General features: G+C 42.9%; 24 protein-coding genes and 2 riboswitches. Of the genes, 7 read left to right on the top strand and 17 right to left on the bottom strand.

Annotated features, from left to right (window positions below):
- Window positions 1–38 precede the first annotated feature (38 nt).
- The 13 genes from BMZ22_RS01220 to BMZ22_RS01160 form a co-directional block, all read right to left on the bottom strand.
- The gene (locus BMZ22_RS01220; protein WP_090080209.1) at window positions 39–524 is read right to left on the bottom strand and encodes a DUF6516 family protein; all 486 of its coding nucleotides are present in this window, start codon (window positions 522–524) and stop codon (window positions 39–41) included.
- Window positions 521–1276 carry a hypothetical protein gene (locus BMZ22_RS01215; protein WP_090080610.1) on the bottom strand — a complete coding sequence of 252 codons (756 nt, stop codon included), beginning with the start codon at window positions 1274–1276 and terminating at the stop codon, window positions 521–523. Before BMZ22_RS01215 ends, BMZ22_RS01220 begins: the two co-directional genes overlap by 4 nt.
- Before the next feature lie 398 nt (window positions 1277–1674).
- Entirely contained in the window at window positions 1675–2868 is a 1194-nt protein-coding gene (locus BMZ22_RS01210; RefSeq protein ID WP_090080206.1) for a M14 family zinc carboxypeptidase, read from the bottom strand.
- Window positions 2869–3130: 262 nt separating this feature from the next.
- On the bottom strand, window positions 3131–4036 hold the full coding sequence (locus BMZ22_RS01205) for an endonuclease I family protein (RefSeq protein WP_090080204.1): 906 nt from the start codon (window positions 4034–4036) through the stop codon (window positions 3131–3133).
- 160 nt (window positions 4037–4196) lie between these two features.
- A complete protein-coding gene (locus BMZ22_RS01200; protein ID WP_090080201.1) occupies window positions 4197–4601 on the bottom strand; it encodes a hypothetical protein in 405 nt (134 codons plus the stop codon).
- 379 nt (window positions 4602–4980) lie between these two features.
- Window positions 4981–5550: a glycosyltransferase family 2 protein gene (locus BMZ22_RS01195; RefSeq protein ID WP_281242064.1), complete on the bottom strand. Its 570-nt coding sequence runs from the start codon at window positions 5548–5550 to the stop codon at window positions 4981–4983.
- A complete protein-coding gene (locus BMZ22_RS17330) occupies window positions 5537–5980 on the bottom strand; it encodes a glycosyltransferase (protein ID WP_090080197.1) in 444 nt (147 codons plus the stop codon). Before BMZ22_RS17330 ends, BMZ22_RS01195 begins: the two co-directional genes overlap by 14 nt.
- Before the next feature lie 93 nt (window positions 5981–6073).
- Window positions 6074–6886, bottom strand: a complete 813-nt coding sequence (locus BMZ22_RS01185; RefSeq protein WP_090080195.1) for a CPBP family intramembrane glutamic endopeptidase — start codon at window positions 6884–6886, stop codon at window positions 6074–6076.
- 624 nt (window positions 6887–7510) lie between these two features.
- Window positions 7511–9007: a sodium:solute symporter family protein gene (locus tag BMZ22_RS01180; RefSeq protein ID WP_090080192.1), complete on the bottom strand. Its 1497-nt coding sequence runs from the start codon at window positions 9005–9007 to the stop codon at window positions 7511–7513.
- Window positions 9008–9096: 89 nt separating this feature from the next.
- On the bottom strand, window positions 9097–9516 hold the full coding sequence (locus BMZ22_RS01175) for a Zn-ribbon domain-containing OB-fold protein (RefSeq protein WP_090080190.1): 420 nt from the start codon (window positions 9514–9516) through the stop codon (window positions 9097–9099).
- Entirely contained in the window at window positions 9513–10673 is a 1161-nt protein-coding gene (locus tag BMZ22_RS01170; protein ID WP_090080187.1) for a thiolase family protein, read from the bottom strand. Before BMZ22_RS01170 ends, BMZ22_RS01175 begins: the two co-directional genes overlap by 4 nt.
- Window positions 10673–12616 carry an acetoacetate--CoA ligase gene (locus BMZ22_RS01165; protein WP_090080183.1) on the bottom strand — a complete coding sequence of 648 codons (1944 nt, stop codon included), beginning with the start codon at window positions 12614–12616 and terminating at the stop codon, window positions 10673–10675. Before BMZ22_RS01165 ends, BMZ22_RS01170 begins: the two co-directional genes overlap by 1 nt.
- Entirely contained in the window at window positions 12613–13782 is a 1170-nt protein-coding gene (locus tag BMZ22_RS01160; protein ID WP_090080180.1) for a thiolase family protein, read from the bottom strand. Before BMZ22_RS01160 ends, BMZ22_RS01165 begins: the two co-directional genes overlap by 4 nt.
- 147 nt (window positions 13783–13929) lie before the next feature.
- Window positions 13930–14049, bottom strand: a riboswitch (SAM riboswitch).
- Between the two features lie 99 nt (window positions 14050–14148).
- Window positions 14149–14256: riboswitch (SAM riboswitch) on the bottom strand.
- Window positions 14257–14552: 296 nt separating this feature from the next.
- Here BMZ22_RS01160 and BMZ22_RS17325 point away from each other — a divergent pair.
- Window positions 14553–15359, top strand: coding sequence for a C40 family peptidase (locus BMZ22_RS17325; RefSeq protein ID WP_090080177.1), 807 nt, complete (start codon window positions 14553–14555; stop codon window positions 15357–15359).
- Between the two features lie 393 nt (window positions 15360–15752).
- A complete protein-coding gene (locus tag BMZ22_RS01150; protein ID WP_090080174.1) occupies window positions 15753–16457 on the top strand; it encodes a hypothetical protein in 705 nt (234 codons plus the stop codon).
- 358 nt (window positions 16458–16815) lie between these two features.
- Here the strand turns inward: BMZ22_RS01150 and BMZ22_RS01145 are convergent, their stop codons facing one another.
- The 3 genes from BMZ22_RS01145 to BMZ22_RS01135 form a co-directional block, all read right to left on the bottom strand.
- Window positions 16816–18123 carry a uracil/xanthine transporter gene (locus BMZ22_RS01145; protein ID WP_090080171.1) on the bottom strand — a complete coding sequence of 436 codons (1308 nt, stop codon included), beginning with the start codon at window positions 18121–18123 and terminating at the stop codon, window positions 16816–16818.
- A gap of 66 nt (window positions 18124–18189) precedes the next feature.
- A complete protein-coding gene (fdrA, locus tag BMZ22_RS01140) occupies window positions 18190–19728 on the bottom strand; it encodes an acyl-CoA synthetase FdrA (RefSeq protein WP_245745112.1) in 1539 nt (512 codons plus the stop codon).
- A gap of 45 nt (window positions 19729–19773) precedes the next feature.
- Window positions 19774–20760 carry a hydantoinase/carbamoylase family amidase gene (locus tag BMZ22_RS01135; protein ID WP_245745110.1) on the bottom strand — a complete coding sequence of 329 codons (987 nt, stop codon included), beginning with the start codon at window positions 20758–20760 and terminating at the stop codon, window positions 19774–19776.
- Here BMZ22_RS01135 and BMZ22_RS01130 point away from each other — a divergent pair.
- The 4 genes from BMZ22_RS01130 to BMZ22_RS01120 all read left to right on the top strand — a co-directional run bounded on the left by BMZ22_RS01130 (window position 20720) and on the right by BMZ22_RS01120 (window position 22871).
- Window positions 20720–21310 carry a prolyl oligopeptidase family serine peptidase gene (locus tag BMZ22_RS01130; RefSeq protein WP_090080168.1) on the top strand — a complete coding sequence of 197 codons (591 nt, stop codon included), beginning with the start codon at window positions 20720–20722 and terminating at the stop codon, window positions 21308–21310. The two genes, BMZ22_RS01135 and BMZ22_RS01130, sit on opposite strands and share 41 nt — an antisense overlap.
- Window positions 21311–21643: 333 nt before the next feature.
- Window positions 21644–21802 carry a hypothetical protein gene (locus BMZ22_RS16845; RefSeq protein ID WP_177183318.1) on the top strand — a complete coding sequence of 53 codons (159 nt, stop codon included), beginning with the start codon at window positions 21644–21646 and terminating at the stop codon, window positions 21800–21802.
- Window positions 21803–22013: 211 nt separating this feature from the next.
- Window positions 22014–22241, top strand: coding sequence for a hypothetical protein (locus tag BMZ22_RS01125; protein ID WP_090080167.1), 228 nt, complete (start codon window positions 22014–22016; stop codon window positions 22239–22241).
- A 72-nt stretch (window positions 22242–22313) separates the two neighbouring features.
- Window positions 22314–22871 (top strand): RNase H family protein, encoded by a 558-nt coding sequence (locus tag BMZ22_RS01120; protein ID WP_090080165.1) that lies wholly within the window; start codon window positions 22314–22316, stop codon window positions 22869–22871.
- Window positions 22872–22955: 84 nt separating this feature from the next.
- Here the strand turns inward: BMZ22_RS01120 and sspO are convergent, their stop codons facing one another.
- Window positions 22956–23105 carry a small acid-soluble spore protein O gene (gene sspO / locus BMZ22_RS01115; protein WP_090080163.1) on the bottom strand — a complete coding sequence of 50 codons (150 nt, stop codon included), beginning with the start codon at window positions 23103–23105 and terminating at the stop codon, window positions 22956–22958.
- Window positions 23106–23281: 176 nt separating this feature from the next.
- Here sspO and BMZ22_RS01110 point away from each other — a divergent pair, with 176 nt between their 5' ends.
- Window positions 23282–24295 (top strand): DUF3231 family protein, encoded by a 1014-nt coding sequence (locus BMZ22_RS01110; protein WP_245745109.1) that lies wholly within the window; start codon window positions 23282–23284, stop codon window positions 24293–24295.
- Window positions 24296–24373 lie beyond the last annotated feature (78 nt).

The raw sequence follows: 24373 nt of genomic DNA, 5'->3' as shown, positions 1-24373 counted from the left end.
GATTAATGAAAAGAGACTCCTTCGCAAGCAGGAGCCCTCTATGGCTGATATTCTTCACCGCTGCGTATGTAATGAGCAACGAAAGAAAAAGCATCATCTAAAGTTAAGATGTCCCAATTTTCCTTTCGCTTGCCCTTGTCACCGGGTACATGATGATGGTGGTGAGGTTCTGACTTAATTTTGTATTCTCTTGGGGTCCATGATTCATCGTGTGGCTCATTTTCCCAAGCCGAAATATGATTATACAGTTTTCCTTTTTTTGGGATGATAATTTTCCATTGGTAATGGTACTCGATGACAAAGCCATCTTCATATTTTTCAATTGCATGCAATCCTGTCTTCCCGTGCACAGGATGTTTTATTAGTGGAAACAGTACCGACAACTTATGATTGGTTCGTTTATAATTACCATATATCGAATCCTTTGGTGCCAATTGCGTATAATTACAGAATAAATCACCATATTTTCTTAATATCTCCGGGATGTCAGCAGGGAGAAGGAATTTTTTCGTCTCTCTAATCAATTTCCTTCTCCTATAATTTGATTGGTTATCTGCTCTTCCTCTTCAAGGAGTTCCCGCCATTCATAATAATCAGATGGATCATCCATCGCATCAATGTCTATCCCTTCAAAGGCTTTTTCAATGTAAGGCGTCTTGTATTTCTTTTTGTATTGCATCAGTTCTTCATAAACTTCACTCAAACGTTCTTCAGGTGTTTGACGTAATCGCTTCTTCTCTTGATAAAGGTATTGCATCTTAATACAGTACACTGGGTCCTTCCAAAGATCTACCGCATGTTTTGGTATTTTATTATGAGAAGACGTATCTATATGTTCCAGGCCCTGTTTCATATAATTGTTCAGTGTCACATTCGATATGCCCAGAAGCTTGGCTGCTTGTTTTGGTTTGATTAAATAGTCTTCCCTATACTCGAAAACGATATCTTTACCACTAATTTGATAATACCAATCCTCTAAATCCAACTTGAGCTTTCCAAATTCCAAATCACTGGTTGGCTTACCAAGCAACATGAGACGTTTTAACCACTCCAATAACGCCAGACGGTTTTTGTCCGATAAAATGTATTGTTCATTGAATTGAAGGTGGGGTGTATCAAAGGTGATTTCCCTTAAGCGATCCTTAAAAGTCCCTAACATGATGACAATAATTTGACTCAATACATAACTTGTCTCTTTTTCAATCTTTGGTTTACTTTGTAATTTGTAAGCATTTTCAATGTCTTTTTCTGTTTCTTCAAATATCGTCGCAGTCATCATTCTCACCTCTCTCACCTCCATTATAGCTTTATTTTTAACAAAAAGTCAATTTAATTAATTAATGATTTATATAAAATCATTAATCATTATATCCAGTAATAGAAAAGCCAAACATGAACCGGCGTACTGATTTTTAGCCACCATATTGCTTGTGTTTGACTTTTTCTTATAAAACTATATGCGAGAAGCAGGGAAGGAAGACTAACAAAGCTGTCTTGTTCCCCTGTCAAACTTGAACCAGGGTGCCTGTCACTCCCCGCCATAACGGGGAATAAGTACACCCATAAACATTTCACTTTTGGGTTGCAAAGCCCTTCGATCACAGTTAATACCACTTATATAAAATAACCTGCACCACTTATACATGGCGCAGGGTTATTGATCTAACAGCTTACTTATCTTTCCGTTTCCGGTATGTCATTATACCTTTCAGCATCCAAATCAGATACCTCTCCAGTTGCAACGCCATTTAATATGCCGAATACGCCCGTTTCGACTGCCCTTCTCAGCTGTCCCATCTTCTTTTGACCAAAACTCTGGGTTTGGCCCGTGATTTCAAATAAAACAGAGCCACTGCCATTGAGTGCAAATGAGCCTAGTGCTGTTCCGGGTAAATCCAAATCTTGCGGGTATAGCGAGATATTACCAAATGGTGAATTACCCATTTGCTGTACGGCGTCATAGGCTGCCAAGTTTAACTGCTTGGAATATTCGAGATTATATTGGTCAGCATATTCACTATATTTTTCTCCCTCTTCAGTGTCCGGATGTGGTACGAAAACACCGGACAATGAGAATGTTACCGGCTCTTCTGTTCCTTCAATGACATATTCTCCCTGATGGTGCAAGTCAATAAAAACATCTACAGTATCAAATTGATTCTGCAAGCCTTTATAAACATCACGAACTGTCTGTGCTTCAGGTGTAATATACCATCCCGGTTCGGAAGAGGAACCCGGGAAATCAGCCGGCTGCGGTGTGTAATCCAGGTCAGGATTGAAGTCCCGATTCATGTCGAATCCCGGGTTGGATGCATAATCCCAATATTGGTTTTGGTAGGTGTAATAATTCCATGATGGTTCAACCCCTTCCAACTGCGGAAATTCGTTCGTCACTTCATCCCATGTCATTTCAGTTCCGCGTCGATTTAATTCGGTTGCATCCGGATTAATCATAGGCATGGCGACAATCGTTAATTCTTCCCTGAGCTGTCGCATTTCAGGCGAATTATTGGATCCGATTTTTTTAATCATTTCCAGCAATGCTTTGGTACCCACTTTCTCGTTGCCGTGAATTTCACTTTGAATTAAGACAACCTTATCCCCTGAACCAATCGTCGCCTTATGAATTTCACGACCTTGATTCGAATAGCCGACCACTTCCACATCGACATTTCCCTGGCTGGTTCTTTCAACTTGATTTAATGCTCTGGTTAATTCATCGTGACTAATAAAACCCGATACGGGAGGCTGGTTCATCGTGACAGGGTTTGGTTTAGCCTTAACCGGGGCGTCATACGTTGGTACAAGCATCCCTGCACTGAGCAGCACGGCACTGCACGTTAATGCCAGTTTCTTCCTTTTCTTCATACAAAAATCCCTCCATTGATTTAAATGCTTGTTTGATTCATTCTATTTCTAATAATGAAACTCCTTTAAAAAAATGGAAAATGAATCCAAAGCACTTGTGTCAAAGGCCTTACAAGGGATTTAATGTGGTAAATGGATAGGATTAATTAACTATAATTTCTATTAAAAAACTTCCAATCGCATGTAACCCCGGTTTTATTCAACTTATCTCAAGGAAGTTTTGAGCTTATTGTATAGGCCAGGAATGACCATGTCATTTATGTTAAAAGCATTTCATCATTTCTTTTGGATAATCGATGAATGGGTTCCGGTTTCCTTGAATTTCGTAAATAGCCAGGTTGCGGTGCTTTTCATAAAGATCAGGTGGAAAGTTCTGATGCCAATCCAATAATAAAGCCGTGTCAATACCTTTCCTATAGGATGATTCAATCTCATCAGGATACCTGATTAAAAAATATAACATCGCTCTTGCTACTGCTCCTTTGCCACTTTCTGGTTCGAATAATCCTTCATCTGCCTTTCCGCATGTCTCCTCTATTCGCTTTGAACTTATCTCTTCCGGTTTGTAACCCTTGAAGTCATGGTATGGATAATTGCTTCTTATGGAATTACAAACAGGTTCACAGGTGAATAAGTGATGGAGGTCTCCCCGCATTGGCTCTTGTCTGCTGAACCAGGACTGTGGGACGGAATGCTCGCAATTAAATTTGAAATTATTTTCAATGTGTGCCAATCTATCATCTATCAAATAGCGGTCTTTATCAGTTATCTTTTCAAGCTCTTCTTTTCGTTTGATAGAAATGGCATAGTCCTCTTTGATCACTTCTTCCACTTTTCTTCTTTTGCCTGAATAAATACTCGCAAGGTTACCATCAGGACGTAAATCAACCCAGGGGTAAACATACTCACTCGGGTCGTAACTCACCTTGTTCATATGAGTGTCCCGAAGAAGCTTCTTCAATGTTCGAGCCAACTCACTATCACTGACATTTCCAAAGTCGATGTTTTTATAGTATTGCTCGATCTTTCGCTTATCTGCTTCCTCATCATAATATTCTCTCTTATCTTTTTGTATATTTTCTTGTGTTTTTCTAAGCTGGGAAAGAATGATGGCGAGATGTTGAGGGCTCTTGGGTGTAACGACCTTTTTATCAGTAAATAAACGCATATTGCTTCCCCCCTATAATAACCGCAATAACAAACAAGAAGAAAACTATTTGGATAATCATATCGCTCGTATTTAAACCGCCTATAGTTGATAACAACATAAAAAATACACCTTTCTTTCTTGGAAGTTTGTCCTATCATTGAACAAGTTGCGACTGAAATTAATTAATTGATTCTTCTGTTTCTCGTACGATCATCCATTTTCCATTGCTCAGTTGCCAGTTTTCGATCGTGAATAATCTTGCAAGTAATTCTGCATTTTTCATAATCAGCTGTTCATAAAACACTACAGCATTCGCTTCATCCTTTAACCGAATTATCCTGTTTTCAAATTTCTTCGTAGCACCTAATAATTGCTTAACAGATTGCTTCATCCCGGTTATCGCCTCTTGCCGGTTAAAAATAATCGGTTTGTCATTTATCCCTTTAAAAAATGCTACATAATAGCCATCAGTCATCCTTTCTATTGAAGATGTATCGCCTGAACGCATAACTTCGTTCCATTCAGTAATAAATTCATCATGCACTTTGGTGAATTCTTCCAATTGATCGTTCATCCCATCCATTTATTGCACATCCTTTGAATTTAAATTTATATCCGGCACCGTATTGACGTTTATACTAATCTTACCATCTTTTCTTCAAAGACAGGATTTCTTCAATATAGCCGAACAAACTATTGGGGGCTTGAATTAACGAATATGTCAACGCATAAAACACATAACTCCATATTATACGAGGGCATTTCTGCCGAAGAAACCGGTACGTCTTTCGCTGAGCCATATATGAAGTCAGAGTCATCATAAATATTAAAGGCAGAATAAATAAGGTCATTAGCCCAACAATGAGATAAACACCAAAAAAGGCGAGAAATAAACCTGGGATAAAAAAGAACACTAAGGAGAAATCAATGATCGGAAAAAATAGGTTCATTCCAATCACTATTCAAGTTTGATGATCTTTACACCGAAATAAAATATTGGGATAAGTACGAAAAGCCTCGATCATTCCTCTCGCCCATCGCTTTCTCTGCCGAAAAAAAGCATATAATGAAACAGGTGCTTGCGTATACGCCAATGCGGTTGACTCAAAAAAGACACGGTAGTTTTGACGCAACATGCCCCAAGTTAATACAATGTCTTCGCCAACAACCGATTGCCAGCCTCCTAACTCAGTAATCACTTCTTTTCGCATGGCACTAAATGCTCCTTGAGCCACTAGTGTACTTTCATAGATTCCTTGCTGCCTCTTTAGTGCGGCGATACCCAAGAAGTAATCCCACGTTTGTAATCGCGTTAGCCAACTTTGTTTCGTATTACTTATCATGATTGACCCGGCAACAGCTCCAACCTTTTTATCTCTTTCTTCTTTCCTGAAACGACTCATGATATTGCGTAAGGCTTTTGAATGGAGCAAAGTGTCGGCATCAACGGTTACAAGATATTCATAACTTGCATAACCCAGCCCTGTATTTAAAGCATTACTTTTCCCTTGATTCGTCTTATGTTGGAAAATACGGAGAGTGTGGGGGGTAATCCCTAAATTCTTCTTGTAAACTTTTTAAGGTAAGATAAGTGTCATCATTCGATCCATCATCAATTACCAATAATTCGATATGACTGGGATAGCATGTGGCCAAAATATTACAGATTGTTCTTTCAATTGAGTTTTCTTCATTATAACAGGCAATAAGAATCGAAATGTTTGGCAATTTAGCTTTTGGTATTGAAATATCCCATCTCCCTAACCATAATGTGAATAATAAAAACATATTCAGAAATCCCGGAAAAAGGGCAACACCAAAAACGCAAAGAACAGCCATAGGTAATGGCATAAATCTACTCAAGTCATCAATCCAAGCTAGAGAAAGCCATATACAAACAACAAGCCACAATGCGGCACAAAATAAGGCTACATAAAATATTGAAGTATGTCTGATTATCATCACCTTGTCATAAAAAGTTGCCTATAACAACCTATGACAAAAGCGACTTTGTTGACATACACCATGCTTTGAATACAAACCTTTTTACTTGATTTAATGTAAAGGTACTTTTCTCCTCCAATTGTAGTTTGAATAAATAAATGACAATACAGTCGCTCCAACAGTACTTGGCAGCAAAATAAATGAAAAAAATTGAAGTGTGACCATTCCACTTACATCAAAGTGTCCATGAACAGGTCCTAAAATTTGTGTTGCCGTCATAATTGCAACATGAAATCCAATTGATGTCCACAGACTTCCCGATATCGCTCTAAACACACCTAAGATTATTGCAAAACCAGGGATAAATTGAAGCTGTTCAACTGAATAGATTGCCCCTATAAAATAGGCAAATAATGAGAACAACAAAGCTTGTAAAATAATAGTACCCCAATGGGGAAATAACGCATTTAAGTAACTGTATATATATCCCCTAAAAATAAGTTCTTCAGGCAATGCTTCTATAAAAAATACAGTCACGGATAAAATCAAAATACTCAACAATAGGTAACTAAAATCTGTATAAACGTTTATTTCAACCCATCCAAGCATTAAACAGATATATATACCAATAGATGCAGGTATTGTCCAAAGAAAAAAACCAATAAGAAATGAAAAGATATTTTTTTTAACAGTTGATTGCCCAAGCCGGTTCCATGAAGTCTTGTCAATTTTCAACGCCACTTGTATAAGTATAACTGTTAAAGCAGTTGTGGTCAGAGCAATTATAAAGTGTTTAAGAGAGCTATAGTCTTGCCCCATAAACGTATCGCTAAGGTAGGTTATAAAATTCCAAATGATGATACCTAAAACCAACACTGCAGTAATTCTTATTATTGTGTTTTTCATTTTAAAATTTTCACCCAATGCACTCTCAGCTCCTCTTTAAAACAAACGTTGCTGTATCAATTCAATATCTCCATACGACTATTAAGACAGGCTGACGCAAGGTGGAAATGGGATGATGCCTTCCATCTAGTGGGCTGTATTACAAAGAGGATTTGGAAGTGTTTTAAGAACTGGCTTCATGCCATTTAAAGGCAAGAAAGTTTTTTGGCATGTTCGGTTTAATTATAACATGTTTTTAAAATCGTTTTTACCCAGTAAATAATAACGCACAAAAAAATGCCGCCGGAGTATATTCCGAGCGGCATTGCTATTGGAGTTATTTTATACAATTCTGTGCAACCGGAAAGTGGCTGAATATGCGTGATTACTTTAAAAAGCTTGCCGGTACACTCTGTTTTTTATTTTTATCGTGATAGCAATCCCAACTTTTTTTCAGCCAGAACCCTATTTGGCTCAAATTGTGACCCATTCCGCTCAAGTTCGTGGTATTTTCGCTCAAGTTGGCGCAATTTCCGCTGATGTTCACTAAGATTTCGCTGATGTTCACATATTTGGAATAAATTACCATAGATTCATCGCCCCGTGGAGTAAATAGACGATTTCTTTCACACAAACCCTGCGTACTATCGCTTAATGCGCTTGTTAACCTGATTTTCTTAACAGGAGATCTTGATCGCTCCCTTTCGATGTAAGGGCACTAATAGCTCCCATAATAGCAAACCCGGCGAGCGAGCTGAAAAACATTGCCAAATAAATATTCTCAACTATATTAAACGAGGTGAACACGACATAAAGGGTTGTCCCTGTCATTAATGAAGCGATGGCGCCGTAATTGTTGGCATATTTCCAGAAATAACCCAGCGTAATCGGGGCAATGATTCCGGAGATAATCGCTGAAAAGCTAAATTGAATTAAAATCGACAATGATTCCGGGCGCTCTAATGAAAAATAGAGTGACACCAGCCCAACAACAATCAAGGCACCTTTCGCTACTTTCACAGATTTTTGGTCCAGTTCGGCATCTGATATGTTTTTCATAAAAAGGGGTGCCACTACCCGATAAAAATCATTTCCAATACTGGTTGTAACTCCGAGGTACAAACTGTCTGTGCTTGATAAGATGGCTGAAATAATTCCGACAATCATTATCGCTGCAATCACACCGGGAAAGGCTTCAATAACGTACACCGGTATCGCGGAATCAGCACTTTCCAATGCCGGGAAGAGCACACGTGCTGCAAGTCCACCAAGCACCATTAATATTGAAATGATACACAAAATAATTCCAGCAGACATCGTAAACGGCGCAAGCTCTTCTTCCGTTTCAATTGATAAAACTTTGTTTAATAAGTGAGGCATTAATACAAAACTGAATAACATAAACTGAACAGCCATAATCGCAAGCACACTATTATATGGGCCATCAGTACCTACGGCGCCGGTTAAACCCGGGTCAATCGCTTCTAATTGCGTGGTCAAAACGCCGAAGACATTAAATCCGCCCCCGATTGTCCAAAACAATGAAACCATAATTAAAACGGATGTAACTGCCATTAAAATTCCTTGAAGGCCATCCGTAACCATTTGAGCGAAAGCGCCGCCAAGTCCAATATAAAGAATCGTAATCGTCACACCAATTACAATCCCCCATTCGTACGGAATACCGATGACCGTTTCAAAGATTGTGGCAAGCCCTACATTTTGACCGACAATATAATATACATTAAATAGAATCAATACCGTCACAAGGACTTGTAACGTTTTTGAATTGTAACGCCTCCCCAGCCATTCAGGCAATGTCGATACACGGCCGAGTTTTTTGCCGTAACGCCAAAAAGCTTTGGCAAACAGTAATAAGCCAATCCAGGAAACGCCGAAGCAACCAAGTGTGTACCACAGGACTGAAGTTCCATATTCATAAGCAAGCCCTGGTACACCAATGAACAGATTCGCACTGGCGTAGGAAGTAGCGAAACTCGCTCCAACAAGCACCGGACTCACCTTTCCCCGGGCTGTCGCAAAGCCATTCATTGAGTGACTGTGCGCACTTCCCCGCTTGCCAATCCACGTAACAAAAGCAAAATAAATAACTAATAGCAGAACAACCGTCCATAACACCACACTTGAGTTAGTTAGCATACTTTAAGGCTTCTCCTTTCTGCTGGCATAAATTTTTTTCCATAAAACAAAACCGATTATCCAGCATGCAACGACCAAAAGAAAGTAAGTCAGAACCATGGGGTGTCATCTCCTTTTGCCTTGAAAAAAGGCAGTACCTCGTCTTCAATGGTTATAAAGCAGACCGAAACATCCATTTGATAAAAGACCTCGCTTGGCTCTATCAACAAATGTGTTAACATTGAAGGCCCCTCTGTCAGCTCCACGACACCAACGACATACGGGGTTTTCTCCTGCCAGGCAGGATGATCTGTCCGGTAAATGATACTCCATGTTTGCAACTTGCCCTGACCAGATGCTTCTTTCCAGGTCAATTGATTACTAAAACAGAACGGACAATGCGCCCTCGGATAGAAGATCGCCCGGCTGCAATCATCACAAAACTGGAGTGAAAACCGCCCTTCAGCAATGTTGTCCCAAAATGGCTTACTTATTGATGTCCTGAGCGGTTTCGGTAAGGAAATACTCATGATACGCCTCCTAATACAAGTGCTGTCGTTTCGCTTAAAGTTGCCCCATTACCCGTAACAAGTGCATGCCGGGCACTTGGTATTTGACGTTCTCCGGCATTACCGCGCAATTGATGGACAGCTTCAATCACATGTGACATGCCACCGGCTAAATCGGCCTGCCCAAATCCCAGCTGACCGCCGTGCGTGTTCAGCGGATAATCGCCATCATGACCAAAGCTGTGATTGTCAATAAAACGGCCGAATTCACCCGGCCCGCAAAGACCGGTGCTTTCCAATTGTGTGGCAACAACGCTCGTATAACAGTCATAAAGCGACAATAAATCAACATCATGGATAGCAATTTCCGCCTGCTTAAGCGCAGACGGGATCGAATATTGAAATGGCAAATCATCAATGTCCGGTGCCTGGCTTACTGCACGATGGGTGATTTTTTCGCCTGCTCCTTTCAGATAGACGGGTTTGTGCTTCCCTTGTCCCGCACGGTCTTCAGACGTAACAATTACTGCCGCCCCACCAGCAACCGGCATCACGATTTCCAATAGATGAAGCGGATCAGCAATCAATGGTGATGTCAGAATGTCATCCAGTTCCAATGACTTCCCGTAAAATATTGCGTTCGGATTGAACTGGGCATTTTTTCTTGACCAATAAGCAATTTTGGCGAATTGTTCTTGTGACGAGCCGTGCTTTTCCATGTGCTGCCGCTTCAATAATGCATAAGACGTATTGGCACCTAAAGCACCGAATGGTACATCGAATTCCCGGATTGGATTGCGGTTTGGTGAACGCAATGTTTCACCTTTTTCATTTTTGTTTGCTAATACGCATACGACGGTTTCACACATTTCCATTTTAATGGCAGCGGCTGCCCGCCAAATCATTCCCGGTCCCGTTGCTCCACCAAGGTCGACCGTATTTGACATTGTCGGATTGATGCCTAAATATTCCGATACAGTTGCCGGAACGTGCTGAGGCGTCTCGCCAACCTGTGGACCAACAAGCAATCCGTCAATCACATCTTTGGAAATACCCGCATCGCTAATTGCCTCCCGCACTGAATCCGCGATTAAACTCAGCGTTGTCTTCCCTTGCGAATAGCGTTCCGGTTTCAGTTCTCCGATGCCAATAATTGCTCCGTGAGGTTTGTGCGACATTAGTCATACGTCCTTTCTATTAATCTGGTAAAAGCCGCTAAACTATTTGGGTTACTTAGCGATGCTTTATTTTTCACTTCGTTTCCCAGCGCTTCCTTTTTCGCAGCAGCTTCCACCTTTTTTCCATTAATCGTATACGGGATGTCGTCGACAAAATAAATCCGTTTTGGTACGTGTCGTGGCGATGCATGCGCCCGAATTTGCCGGCGAATCTCTTTGATTAACAGCTTATCTTGTTGATCAGCCACAAGACATAGCACGATATCTTCGTCATTATCCACAGGCAGCCCAAAGACAATCGAATCCTTCACGTGTGCAAACTGCTCGACGACGTTATAAATTTCCGCTGTCCCTATTCGAACACCGCCGGGATTTAACGTCGTATCTGACCGCCCATAAATAATAAACGTGTCATCAACTGTCTGTTCCACAAAGTCACCGTGCGTCCAAATCCCTGGCCACTTTGAAAAGTACGTTTTCCGATAACGTTCATCGCCGTCTTTTCCGTAAAACGTAATGGGCATGCTCGGTGCTGGCTGGGTACAAACAAGATCACCTTTTTCGGCATAAACCGATGCTCCCCTTTCATCAAGAACATCAACAGCCATTCCCAGCGCTTTGCACGTAATTTCACCTCTCCGAACAGGGTGAACCGGCGTGCCCATTACGAAACAGCCAATGATTTCAGTGCCGCCGGAAATTGAAGCAAGGACAATGTCTTGTTTAATTGTTTGATACACCCAATCATATTGCTCAGCGCTTAATGGCGCCCCGCAGGACAAAATGCTCTTAAGCTTTTTAAGCGGGTACTCGTGCTGCAGTTCCACATTGTTTTTCATCAGTGTATCCAGGTATTTCGGGCTTGTTCCAAAATGCGTGACACCTATCTGGTCGGCAATCTGCCAAAGGTGTGTGATACAGTCTGTTCGTATGGGCGAGCCATCATACAACAAAATTGCCGCTTCACTCGCCAGCCCCGTCACAAGCCACGGATACATCATCCAGGCAGTATTGGTATACCAAAAAAGAACATCGTTTTTGTGCACATCACAATGCAACTGGTGCTCTTTGACATGTTGAAGTAAAGTCCCGCCGACCGAATGAACAATAGCTTTTGGCAAACCGGTCGTCCCGGACGTATATAAAATGTACAGCGGATGTTGGAACGGAACTCGGGTATACTCAGGTACGTTCGCCTGCTTATCACATAACGATTCCCACGTATGCGTATCAAGCTTATCCGACTCAAGCTTTCCGTTCAGTGTGACGACAGCGGTTAGACTGCTGATCGCATCACTTGTTTCTTTGATTTTGTCTGTAATATTAAACGGCTTTTGTTTGTATTGATAGGAAAGCACCGTAATCAGCACTTTCGGACGGGCTTGTCCAATACGGTCAATCATGCCTTTGGCACCAAAGTCGGGTGAACAAGACGTCCATACCGCACCAAGTGAAACCGTTGCAATTAATGCAGCGAGACCTTGAATGTTATTAATGGTTACCCCGGCAACCCGGTCACCTTTTTCAACACCTAATTGTTTCAGGCCTGCCTGTGCCTGGGCGACAAGCTGTTTCAGTTCTTTCAACTGAATTGAACGTTTAAATCCCGCTTCATCGGCTTCATAGGCAACGACCCGCTCATCAGCACCTCTTAATAAATTTTCAGCGAAATTCAATTCGGCCTCAGGAAACCACTGGACATCGGGCATCGCGTCCGATGGTATGTAGATGCGCTCGCCTTTTTTGCCAATAATCCCGGCGTAATCCCACACGTGTGACCAAAATTCATCTAAATGAGCAACGGACCAGTGATGCAGCCGCTCATAAGGAAAAAGAGGCTGATTGGCAAATGCTGCAAACTTATTAATATGTGACCGTTCGATATCTTTCCGTTCCGGCTCCCAAAGAACCCTGGAACGCTGCTGTGTTAGTTGTGTTGTCATACTGATTCTCCTTTCGTTGCCGGTACTTCTATTAAAATAGCGAAACCCTGGCCGCCACCACCGCATAAAGCGGCGATGCCTTTTCCGCCACCGCGTCGCTTCAATTCATGGGCAAGTGTTAACACAAGCCGGAATCCGGTGCCGCCTAATGGATGACCAATTGCAATTGCTCCACCGTTGACATTGACACGATCGTAGCCAATACCCAACTCGCGGCAACTGGCAATCACAACACTGGAAAAAGCTTCGTTGATTTCAAACAAATCGATATCATCAACAGACAAACGCTGTCTTTCCAGTAAACTGTTGATCGCCTTGGCCGGTTTTGTTTGCAAACTGGCATCAGGACCTGCCGTTTCCTGCCAGTCAATGACCGCTGCCAGGGGTGTTTGGTTTAAGTTCTGTGCCTGTTCTTCCGACGTCACAATTCCGACGCTTGCGCCATCAGTCATTTGCGAGGCATTCCCCGCTGTGATCGTCCCCTCAGAAGAAAAAGCGGGCGAAAGATTGCTCAGCTTATCAACTGTTGTATTTACACGAATGCCTTCGTCTGATTCTAAAAAATCGGTTATAGCAGTTATTTCATCTGATAGTCTGCCGCCAGCCTGAGCATCAGCTGCCCGTTGCTGGGATCGTGCTGCATATTCGTCCTGCTCTTTGCGTGATATGTCATAAATAGCGTTATAGTGGTCAGTGAGCACGCCCATTGATTGATCCGTTAACGCGCACCATAGCCCGTCATTTTGCAATGTATCCTTCAATTGTGTATCCCCAACCCCGCTTTGCATCCGGACATTTGCGGTATGCGGGGCATTCGTCATTGAGTCAAATCCGCCAACAAGAAATAAATTACCTTCATTCAATTGGACCCGCCTTGAAGCATCTGCAATCGTGGCAAGTCCTCCCAAACATACATTGTTTAGCGTAATCGCAGGTGTGCTCGGGTCTATTCCAGCGTGATAAGCAACTTGCCTTGCGGGATTTTGCCCTGTCCCGGCCTGGATGACTTGAGCAAGGATGGCTCCGTCTGCTTTTCTGACTTCGGGACAACGCTGTAATAATGCTGTCACTGCGCTTGCACCCAAATCGACAGCTGATAACTTGGAAAGCGCTCCTTTCCACTTGCCAAAAGGTGTTCTAATTCCATCCAATAAAACAGTTTTCATCGTACCCGCCTCCTCTTAAATTTTTAAACCTCTGCTTTTTCTCGCACCCGTATCCAGTATTAACAACCCGTTTCCAAATCCTCCTTTCAACGTTAAAAACCCTTCTCCAAATAAGAGAAGGGTTCACAAAACACGTTTGCTACAGCCTTCTTATCTTCGGATCATTAATAAACCTCTGAAATTGGCACCGTGCCGGGATGTGCATTTTAGCACTGGCTGGTTGCCGAGAGTTCACAGGGTCAGTCCCTCCCTCTCTCTGGATAAGAAGCTTTTAGATTATTCAATTATTCATTGCTAAATCTTGTATAAACACAAAAACTCTTTTCCTGAAAAAGAAAAGAGTTTTTGATAGACACCATTCACTCTTTCTTATCTTTCAGGCTTACGCATGATGGAATTGGCACAGTATTCCGCTATCAGAGTCTGTTGCCGAGGCTTCAACGGGCCATACCCCTCCGCCTCTCTGGATAAGAAAGTATTCTTATAAAATTAATTGTATTTATACTAAAGTAATTGATCGCTTCTGTCAATTGGTTTTTGCAATCTTTTTATTCATTCATTCCGCTGCGTTGTACAATTTTCTTATACTGACTTTACAAAGACAAAACAAATGTCATGTAAAACAACTATAATTGCAGCTTAAAATGAGTGAAACCTGCTTGTATCATTTAACTGGTAAAATGGGTGGCAGTTTGAAGACGTGTTGATAGTTTTAATGGAATCACATGGGAATGCTTCAAACTAACAATACTATGTAGGAGGATTTCGGAATGACGAAACTTAACCATCCGATTAAGACGTCCGTTGTTTCCACCGCCCTTTTTGCTTCACTGGCATTCACACCTGCGTTCGGCGAGGATGTATCAGCTAAAGCGAATGTAAATTCGTCGGATACTGATTCTTCCATTGAAGTATCAGAACCATCACTGTTAACCCAGGGTGACCGCGGTGAAGCAGTCGAGTCAGTTCAATCCGAGCTTGCTTCCCAAGGTTATTATACATATAATCTTGACGGCATCTACGGACCGATCACAAAAGATGCTGTGGAGGATTTTCAGGCCGACAATGGATTGAAAGTTGATGGAATCGTAGGTCCCGAAACAAAAGGAGCCTTATCTTCATCTGGAAACCAAACCGAAGCTAAGTCCGAAACTGAAACACAACCCGAAACGATGAACCTGAATTCAACGTCGTCTGGTTCTCCTTCAGATTCTGATGTAGTGTCTACTGCAGAGAACCTAATCGGAGAATCTTATACATTTGGCGGCGAAACGCCAAGTGAAGGATTTGACAGCAGCGGGTTTATTAACTATGTATTTGAACAGAATGGCATCGATCTGAGCAGAGAACATGCTGATATGTGGACATCAGATGGTCAACATGTTGATTCACCTAGTGTGGGTGACGTTGTATTTTTTGAAGCAACATATGATAAAGAGGGCGCTTCCCACAGCGGTATCTACATCGGAAATGACCAAATGATTCATGCAGGGAATGAAGGCACCGGCGTTGAAGTGGCTGACATGTCCATCGACTATTGGCAAGATCGATATTTAGGCGCTAAATCGTTTGATTAACAGTTAAAACGATTAGGATTATAAAAAAACGAACGATAATTAGAAAGGGATCGGGGGACGCTGCTTCGAAAATAAACTCCCCTAACCTTCATTGTCGTTCGTTTTTTATATTTAAATTATAAGTTGTGCCCCGGCCGACCGATTTTCGCTGAAATTGTCACAGATTTCGCCGAAGTTCACGGTGTTTTCGCTGAAGTTGTCGTAATTTTTCCCGAAGTTCACAATGATTCCACCGAAGTTCACAATATTGGAATATATTCCCACCCATCCCTCCGCTTATTTCTATGAAAATTCTCGCTGCATCGCTTTCAACATTTTTCACACAACTAACATTCGTTGTTATAATAGGCTTAATACGTCATAAGATAAAAATCGCCAAAGGTCGTGAGAAAAATGGAAAATACATTACACATCAAAAACATAATAAACGATCAGGAAGTCAGTTTCGACTTGATTGTAAATGCCAGAAATGATTATGTCGTCAAAACGGAAGAAGTTGATGACACCATCATCGTCAGGGACCTGTCACGGAAACGCAACATAATTACATTCTTTAAATATTACAAAATAGCGGGCATGCTGGTGAAAGAATTAGAGATTACAGATGAAGAGCTGAAGGTCATCGATGAAATTGAAGAGAAATTTAAGCAACAAGCAATCGAACGGGATGCCAAGCGAAAAGAAGACTTGATGAATGGCACAACAACGATTAAAGTGAATAAACGCAGTGGAAAGCTGTTAAATGGTTATGTTATTTTCGGCCATGAAGCAGAGTTATTGAAAGAATTGGGTGTTGCCAAAACCGCAGGCGGGTGGCAGACGTTGGTTGATGAAGAATTCATTGAAGCAGTTGGCGAGGAATTTACATACGAGCAGGCAGCCGCTTATGCAAAACCGTTAGTGGAGAAAAGAGAGAAGGAACAGGCAGAAAAAGACGCTAAGATCGCGGAAGCCAAAAAGACCGGTGAGAAAGTCACAATCAGACAGTGGCAGGAGAAATGCAACAATGCCAGGAAAAACTGTGAGCTGGATAACATGAGTGAAGTCGCGTTACCTGACGGAAAAACCAAAATCGAACGACGGCATACAGCGGAGTAGGTTTGAGTGGCCAATTGGGTCCTTTTTCGCTCACTGCACCGGGACCATAAAAGAGTCAGCCTCTCATCAGGGAAACGCATACTGGTATACGATTTCAGGTAGTGCTTGTGATTCAACTTTTCATCAGCCAGAACCGCTTTTGGCTGAAGTTGTCACAGATTCCGCTGAAGTTCAGGATGTTTCCGCTTAAGTTGTCACAATTTCCGCTGAAGTTCACAATTTTTTAGCTGAAGTTCACAATATTGGAATAAATTACCACCCGCTCCTCCGCTTATTTCTATGAAAACACACCACTTTGTGCATAAATAAGGGCAGCCGATTTAACGGCTGCCCTTTTTAAGTAAGTCGCGGGAGACAATCAGCTTTTCTCAGTATCCCGGTCCCATTTGAACGTATTTTCCAGAAAGAGCGCCAGTATGATGCCGACAAGCAAGCCACTGCTTAAAAGCGGGCGGACAGTGCCGGGAATAGTCTCAAAATAAGATGGCGGCAGTGTCATAATGATAATGCCCACGAACAACGGAATGGCTGCCCGGTAGACATTTAAAGACGTAAATGTCACGCCCGAGAAGAAATTCCATGACGAGTTCAGTAACTGTAAATACGATACAAACAAAACAGCGCTGCCGATACTTAACGGCAACATCGAGAAGAATTGTCCGACCGGCGGGATAACACCCATGACAAAAAACATCAGGCCGCCGATGATGAATGGCACACGTTTAATAATACCTGTCTGGCTCAAAAAGCCAATGGATGAAACGTATGGTGCATACGGAACAAGACCGAGCACACCTGAAATGCTTGTAAAGATCCCCGTGATCGTAAACGATGCACGATACTGACCATTTGTCGTCTCAGCGTTATACATATCATCCGTTCCTTTTAAGGCGCCGAATGTATTCGCGGTGTTAAGCAGGCCGGCGAGTATTGCGGTTATAATCACGCCGGTATTCCACGTCGGTTCACCAAGCGGGAACAAAGTAAAGCCTGATGATTCTGATTGATCAACGGTTTGCTGTCCGCCGAATGTCAGGTTGAAAGCAATCCAGCCAATGACAATGCCAATCAACAGTGCGTAACGGCGAATAACGGGCGGCGCTTTAATACTGATAACAATGACAATAATCGCTATAATAATCGATAAAAGCGATACCGATAAATCAATCGTTGCTGATTGTGCTTCATTTCCAAAAGGGATGCCAAGCATTCCTTTTAAAAATATGCCAATCAGTTTAACACCAAACAAAAACATAAACACACCCATCACAGCAGGCTTAAACAGCTTGGCAAGAATGGGACCCAAGCCAGTCAATCCGATGGCAATGGTCATTAAACCGGAAAGAATGACCCCAATGGCAAGGCTGCCGCCCAGCACTTCTAAAGGCATATCCTGTGCCACGGCAATAGTGGTAAGTGTCAAAATGACGCCCCACCATAAACCGGACTGGCCTTCCATCAGCGCTCGCTTATGACCAAAAAGTGCCTGAACGATACAGGCAATACCTGTCACGATAAATGACAGCTGCAAAATGCTTGCGATACTCCCCTGTGACAATCCGAACGCTGCTCCGACTGTGATCGGTATAACGACTGTATTCGTGAAAATGAAAAAAAGCCATTGCAAGCCGGATATCCAACTGCTTGACTTCCAGAACTCATTCATTTAACTCTTCTCCTTCTCCAGCTATAAGTGCGTGCTCAGCAGGCTGCAAATGTATCATAACACCATTCATGTGCCTGCCTTGATGCCGAGCAAAATGCCTGTCACCGTATCTGCACCGGATGTGTGGCCAATCACTTTCATGTCGGTCACAATGACACCGGCAGCTTCCAGTTTATCCACTTGATCCTGAAATACTTGCGGATCTTCTGCTGTACCGGTGACTGAAGCGATGGCTGCGAATGCTTTACCTTCACTGGCAGCTTGTGCTTTTGCCTTTTCAACAACCGGTGCAAATACACCCGCCATATCTTCATGTGCTCCATAACCGATAACGTTATCCAGCAATATAACCGCTGTTTCATCGTCTGCTGCGGCTTCTTCCACTTTTTCAACGCGCAAGGTCGGATCAATCATCGGATGTGCGCGTCCCTGTGTATAGGCATCATCACCAAGGTCAATGACTTCATGACCTTCATACTGGAGCATCATGCCTTCAGGATGTTCATGGGAGGCATCAAGCTCAAGCGCATCTTCAACAATCATAGCTGCTTCGCTCGCTAATGTACCGCCGCAGAAATAGCCTTTGATATAGCGCTGTTTGCTGTTTTGTTTGATAGTCTGCAGGTCTTCATCTCCAGCGAAATTGTAGCCGGCCGTTTTGTTGGCACTGGCCAGTTCCAATGCTTTATGCGCCGTGTCTTCCAGCGTCCATGTATAGTGAACATTATCATGTGCCTCACGCGGCTTATCACCCATAAAGATAGCAACAACCGGTTTTGACAATGTTTTAAAAACATCTACCACTTTTTCACGTACTTCGGGTGCGGGTGGCTTTGAAATATACGTAATAACATCTGTTTCTGGATCCTGATCGAGCAATTTCAAACCGCGAATCGTTGTGATCGCCCCGATTTCTGATGACAAGTCCCGGCCGCCGGTACCGATAGCCTGTGATACGCCGCTGCCGTTTCTGCCGATAATCGATGAGACTTCCTGAATGCCGGTTCCGGATGCCCCGACAATCCCGATGTTTCCTTTTTCAACCACATTCGCGAATGCCATTGGCACACCATCTAAAATGCCGGTGCCGCAGTCCGGTCCCATCACGATCAGACCTTCTTCCTGCGCGCGTGTTTTTAGCTGCAATTCATCTTCCACCGGAACGTTGTCACTGAACATAAAGACGTTCAGGCCGCGATCAAGTGCTTTATTGGCTTCTGCCGTTGCATGCTCACCGGCAATCGAAATTAACGCCACATCCGCATTGGACAATTTGTTTTCAGCCATTTCCCACGTTCTGACGACTTTAATGGTGCTTTCCTGAGACGCTTCAGCTTGACTGTTCAAATATGAATCGGTTTCGTTCACCACATTTTCGACAACACTTTCGTCCTCGGTATCAACCACGATGCACAGATCACTCGGGTTTGCATCTTCCAGTTCTTCGGTATACAAACCGGAGTTTTTGAAAATGTCTTTGTTAGCCGGTGTGCCCATCATAACTTGCACCTGAGTGACACCATCTACCGCAGACAAGTGATTGGTTAACAGCATCAGACTGACAGAGTCCTGATACAAGTTTTTCTTAATCACAGTATATAGCACGATTTTCACTCCAAACGATTAGTTTTTGATTAACGCTCGCCGTTTCTATTCGGCATAGCCTAATTCATATAACGTATGAATTAACGCTTGTACACCCTCCGCCAAATGTTCGGGGTTCGTGTACTCTTTCGGATTATGACTGATTCCTTTATGGCTTGGGACAAAAAGCATGGCTGTCGGAATGACGGGTGCGATTACCTGGGCATCGTGCCCGGCACCGCTGTGCATCAGCTTATAGTGCACATCATTTTCATCACACTGCTTTTGCATAACCTTGACGATGTCCTGATCCATCGGTACAGGATCGGCATCCATCCATAGGTCAATCGCCACGTCAACACCGATTTGTTCTGCGATTTCCTGTAATTTAGCTTCCACAGCTGCTGTGAAATCCATTAAGGCGTCTTTTTCGGTATGTCTGATATCGATTGTGAACGTCGCTTTGCCCGGTACAACATTGACCGTATTCGGTTCAAGGTACATGGACCCGACTGTTGCCACTAACGGATCCCCTTCAGCAACGGCCATATCGTTAATCGCACACGTCATGCGGGAAGCGGCATTCATGGCATCGGCCCGGTATCCCATCGGGGTGGTGCCTGCATGGTTCGCTTCACCATTTACAGTAATCGTGTATCGGCGCTGCCCCACAATATGCTGCACAATTCCGACCGGTATATTTTCTTTCTCCAGAACGTTCCCTTGCTCAACATGAATTTCCACAAAAGATTTCAAGTCAGAGCGAATCGCTTCCGGATCTTTTTTATAACCGAAGCCGGCCTGTTGGATCGCATCGTCAAACGATGTCCCTTCGAAATCTTTGATGCCTTGAACATCTTCTGCTTTCGCTTGTCCGACAATATTATTCGATCCCCAGTACGAGTAAGGGAAACGGCTTCCTTCTTCTTCAGCCATTGAAACGACTTCCAGGTTCCTCAGCGGCGCACCATATTTTTCTTTCAAATAGCGCAGGGCCAGGAAACCGGCGATAATGCCATATTGCCCATCGTACGCTGATAAAATCGCCGTCACCGGCAGTTCTGCAGGAGGGTATCTGGCGCTTCTGTCCGGAACGATGCCTGTCAAGCCGAAAGCCATCGTATCGTTTTACGGCTATGGGAGTATCTATGGTGATTGGTATACCAAGCCCTCACCCCATTTTCTAAAGATGACCAACGTGCCGGAAAACCTGGCGAAACAATTAATTCAGGCAAAAACAATCTCAGAAGCGCCCATCCAGCGACGGTATGGAATTTACTTATATTGCCGGCAGCAAGGAAAATGGATCGATTATGTAACATCTTGGGACGCCAAGTTCGACAAGGCAAAACTTAGCGCGTATTCGCCTGTGGATAACATCGAGGCTGATTTTCCGGCGACCCTATTGCTGCACGGTGACGCAGACAAAGACGTTCCCTATCAGGAATCGGTAAACATGCAGAAAGCACTGTCAAATGCCGGCATCACGACCGAACTCATAACCATTCCAAATGGTGAACATTCATTTGATGCGAATATGGAGAACCCGGCTGTCATAAAGGCATTCGACCACGTCATATCTTTTTTGAAAGCCAACCTGTAAGCGAGGCGACTCATTTCGATTAGTTGTCGGCTAACAAGGCGATTTAATCCAACGGGGAAATAGGCCAGCTTCTCATCACACGCAGTGACATGAGAAGCTGGCCCTTTGGCAAGCAAGACAGCTATTTGGGCAATGTATACGTTACAGTCCCTTCTGTTTCTGAGGCGACGCCTGCTGTTGCACGGAGGTTTCACTTTCGGCAGTCTCGGGTCCCTCTCCATTAGTAAAAGAAAATTCTGATATTTAATCGTTGACTTATACAACACCATAGTATATCTTTATAGCAAGGGTATGATAGATGCCCTGCCCTCTTTTAGAAAGGGGGTGATAATAGTGGATGAGATTGCGCTTCTAACGGCTGTTTTAGGCCTTAATACGGCGATTGTTGGTTTTGTTACGTCAGTCGTAACAACGTATAGGGACTTGCTCAGCCAAAAAGAAAAGAATCCGCCTCCGAGCCAACCGGAGAAGGATTCAAAAACAAACAACTGAGGTTAAAGGGGGCTATCCCCCTTGCCTCACCACTATTATATGCTTATCATACCCTTGCCATACCACATTTGTCAAGGAGTTGATCCGATGCTGACAGCGGCGATTGTTATTTCCATCGCTTCAATGCTCATCACCCTGTCGACATTTATGCTTTTGTACAAAACACGCTGGAAGAAAAACAAAAATAGCTGATGCAACCGAGGTGGATTAAATGACTTCCAGAAAACCGCTGCAATACTATGGACTAAAAGAGTTTGCTGACATTGCCAAAGAAGAAGGGATGCATTACAGCACACGGCAATTATCCGTTTACAAAGGGAGAGATAAATTGCCTGAACCTGCTGTCATGATTGGGGACAAAGCTGGGTGGACAAAAGACCAGATTGATGAATGGATTAAGCAGATTAAAGAAAATAAGAGCGAAAGAAAGAAACAGTGAGAAGACACGTCCCCTGCCCCGCCTTTCTTATTATACTGTCTTCACCATTCCAGTTGTTGAGGAGATTAAATAATGAGACAAAAAAACAGCAAAAAGTCTGCGCCGACACTACCTGATTTTTGGGGAAGATCGAAGGAACTAATTAAACAAGAACATAAGGATTGGATTTACGACCAATACTTCAACTGGGATGTTATAACGATTTATTGTGATGCATCGGTGAATAGACAGAACAAGATGGCTGCGGGTTTCTGCTATGTTTACAAAGGGACCGTGACGAAGAAATATCATTTGATTAACAAAACAAGCGATTGTTCAATGCCCGTATTTGCAGAGGTCATAGCAATCATCAGTGCGCTGAAAAAATTCCCTCAAAACGTCAGAGGAAATTATTCAATTGTGCTGATCTATAGCGATTTGGATTATATTGACAATATCCTGACGCAAAGAACCTCTTTCAAAAATAGCTGCCTCAAAATAGCACAGAAGGAATTAATCGACACATTTGAACAGACTTCACGCCAACATCCAAACACCAAAATAGCTATCTCACCTCTGACCAGAAACCAGAAGAAGCACAATCCCTTTCTGAAAGCCGCTCATAATGCCGCACGCGAACTCATCACATAAAGAGCAGCTCTGTTAGCTGCAGCAGTCCTATCCAGTAATCACCTTAACAACTAAGGAAGTGGCCAAAACCACTTCCCATTCTGTTCACTGCCGCTTTTTTGTTTTTTTATTATTCGCTTTTTCATTTTCAGTCAGCGGCTCGTTGGCAAATTCATGATCATACTTACGCGTAAGATCCTTCTTCACCGCCTGCTCGTCACTGAATCCATCTGTTCTTTTCTTATTTTTGGCCATATTAACCACCTCCGCGCTATAGTTTGAGCCAAAAGATGGTTATTTAACACAAATTGCAGCCCAGCATTTCTTTCTGGTTTATTCATTGACTATGTATTTTTATTCACCAGAAGCGCATAAATTCGACAAAAAAGGACATAGTAATTATGGATCGTTTATCATTTGGAGGTCGTATAATGGATTATAACCCCGATCATATCAGATTAACGTCTGCTGAAATTGGAAAACTTTGGGCGACATATGCAGGAAACACGATGGCGGAACGTGTACTCAGCTACTATCTCCAACACGTCAATGACCCCGATATCAAGAGTGTTTTGGAGAATGCGCTCGATTTAAGCCAAAAAATTGTAAAGCGTATTAAAGAAATATTTATTCAGGAAAATTTTCCCCTCCCGATCGGATTTACGAAAGAAGACGTGAACTTAGGTGCGCCAAGGTTGTTTGCAGATGCGTTTTATCTGCGTTACTTAAAGTATACGAGTAAGGCGGGAATGAGTATTTATTCGATCGCCATTCCACTCATAACGCGAAAAGACATACGCGATTTTTTTGGGGATACACTTCATGCTACCGTCGCTTTATTGAATGAGGTTAACGATTTGTTACTTACCAAAGGGCTCACGGTGAAACCTCCGTTCATCCCGATTCCGGAAAAAGTTGACTTTGTTGAAAAGCAGCGTTTTCTTGCCGGTTTTTTTGGAGAAGTCAGACCGCCTCATGCAATGGAGATTACACATCTTTATGACAATATTGAAGACGATATTACAAGTAAAGCGCTGTTAATCGGATTCAGCCAAGTGGCTAAAACGAATGAAGTCAAGCAGTTAATGTTAAGAGGGAAAAAGATTACGAATCGACATATAATGGGGTGCAAAGAGATGCTCAATAGGGATAATTTGCCCTCACCTCCATTATTGGATGATCAGGTAATGACGTCCACGTTTTCACCTTTTTCAGACAAACTTATATTATCACATAAAATTGACATGTTTTCCATGAAAATCAGGTCATATGCCAACGCTTCATCTCTGAACGGCAGACGTGATATCGGTGCCATGTATGCCCGCTTTCTTGCAAGTACTGGATTATATGTGGAGGACGCCGCCAACGTCATGATTCAACACGGATGGATGGAACAGCCGCCACTCGCAAGTGACCGAACCGATATAGCAAAACGGAAGGGATAGGCAGCCATATCATCTCACGTCCGATAAACGTTATTTTTAAAAGGCCGTTTGGTGCACGTAAACCAAACGGCCTCCTTC

This window comes from Lentibacillus persicus, assembly GCF_900112705.1.
GTDB lineage: Bacteria > Bacillota > Bacilli > Bacillales > Amphibacillaceae > Lentibacillus > Lentibacillus persicus.
This window is presented reverse-complemented; position numbering and strand designations above follow the sequence as displayed.

Coding starts and splice junctions, on each gene's coding strand:
- BMZ22_RS01215 (WP_090080610.1), bottom strand. CDS start 1,276: ATGACTGCGACGATATTTGAAGAAACAGAAAAAGACATTGAAAATGCT.
- BMZ22_RS01210 (WP_090080206.1), bottom strand. CDS start 2,868: ATGAAGAAAAGGAAGAAACTGGCATTAACGTGCAGTGCCGTGCTGCTC.
- BMZ22_RS01205 (WP_090080204.1), bottom strand. CDS start 4,036: ATGCGTTTATTTACTGATAAAAAGGTCGTTACACCCAAGAGCCCTCAA.
- BMZ22_RS01200 (WP_090080201.1), bottom strand. CDS start 4,601: ATGGATGGGATGAACGATCAATTGGAAGAATTCACCAAAGTGCATGAT.
- BMZ22_RS17330 (WP_090080197.1), bottom strand. CDS start 5,980: ATGATAATCAGACATACTTCAATATTTTATGTAGCCTTATTTTGTGCC.
- BMZ22_RS01180 (WP_090080192.1), bottom strand. CDS start 9,007: ATGCTAACTAACTCAAGTGTGGTGTTATGGACGGTTGTTCTGCTATTA.
- BMZ22_RS01175 (WP_090080190.1), bottom strand. CDS start 9,516: ATGAGTATTTCCTTACCGAAACCGCTCAGGACATCAATAAGTAAGCCA.
- BMZ22_RS01170 (WP_090080187.1), bottom strand. CDS start 10,673: ATGTCGCACAAACCTCACGGAGCAATTATTGGCATCGGAGAACTGAAA.
- BMZ22_RS01165 (WP_090080183.1), bottom strand. CDS start 12,616: ATGACAACACAACTAACACAGCAGCGTTCCAGGGTTCTTTGGGAGCCG.
- BMZ22_RS01160 (WP_090080180.1), bottom strand. CDS start 13,782: ATGAAAACTGTTTTATTGGATGGAATTAGAACACCTTTTGGCAAGTGG.
- BMZ22_RS17325 (WP_090080177.1), top strand. CDS start 14,553: ATGACGAAACTTAACCATCCGATTAAGACGTCCGTTGTTTCCACCGCC.
- BMZ22_RS01150 (WP_090080174.1), top strand. CDS start 15,753: ATGGAAAATACATTACACATCAAAAACATAATAAACGATCAGGAAGTC.
- BMZ22_RS01145 (WP_090080171.1), bottom strand. CDS start 18,123: ATGAATGAGTTCTGGAAGTCAAGCAGTTGGATATCCGGCTTGCAATGG.
- BMZ22_RS01130 (WP_090080168.1), top strand. CDS start 20,720: ATGCCATATTGCCCATCGTACGCTGATAAAATCGCCGTCACCGGCAGT.
- BMZ22_RS01125 (WP_090080167.1), top strand. CDS start 22,014: ATGACTTCCAGAAAACCGCTGCAATACTATGGACTAAAAGAGTTTGCT.
- BMZ22_RS01120 (WP_090080165.1), top strand. CDS start 22,314: ATGAGACAAAAAAACAGCAAAAAGTCTGCGCCGACACTACCTGATTTT.
- sspO (WP_090080163.1), bottom strand. CDS start 23,105: ATGGCCAAAAATAAGAAAAGAACAGATGGATTCAGTGACGAGCAGGCG.
- BMZ22_RS01110 (WP_245745109.1), top strand. CDS start 23,282: ATGGATTATAACCCCGATCATATCAGATTAACGTCTGCTGAAATTGGA.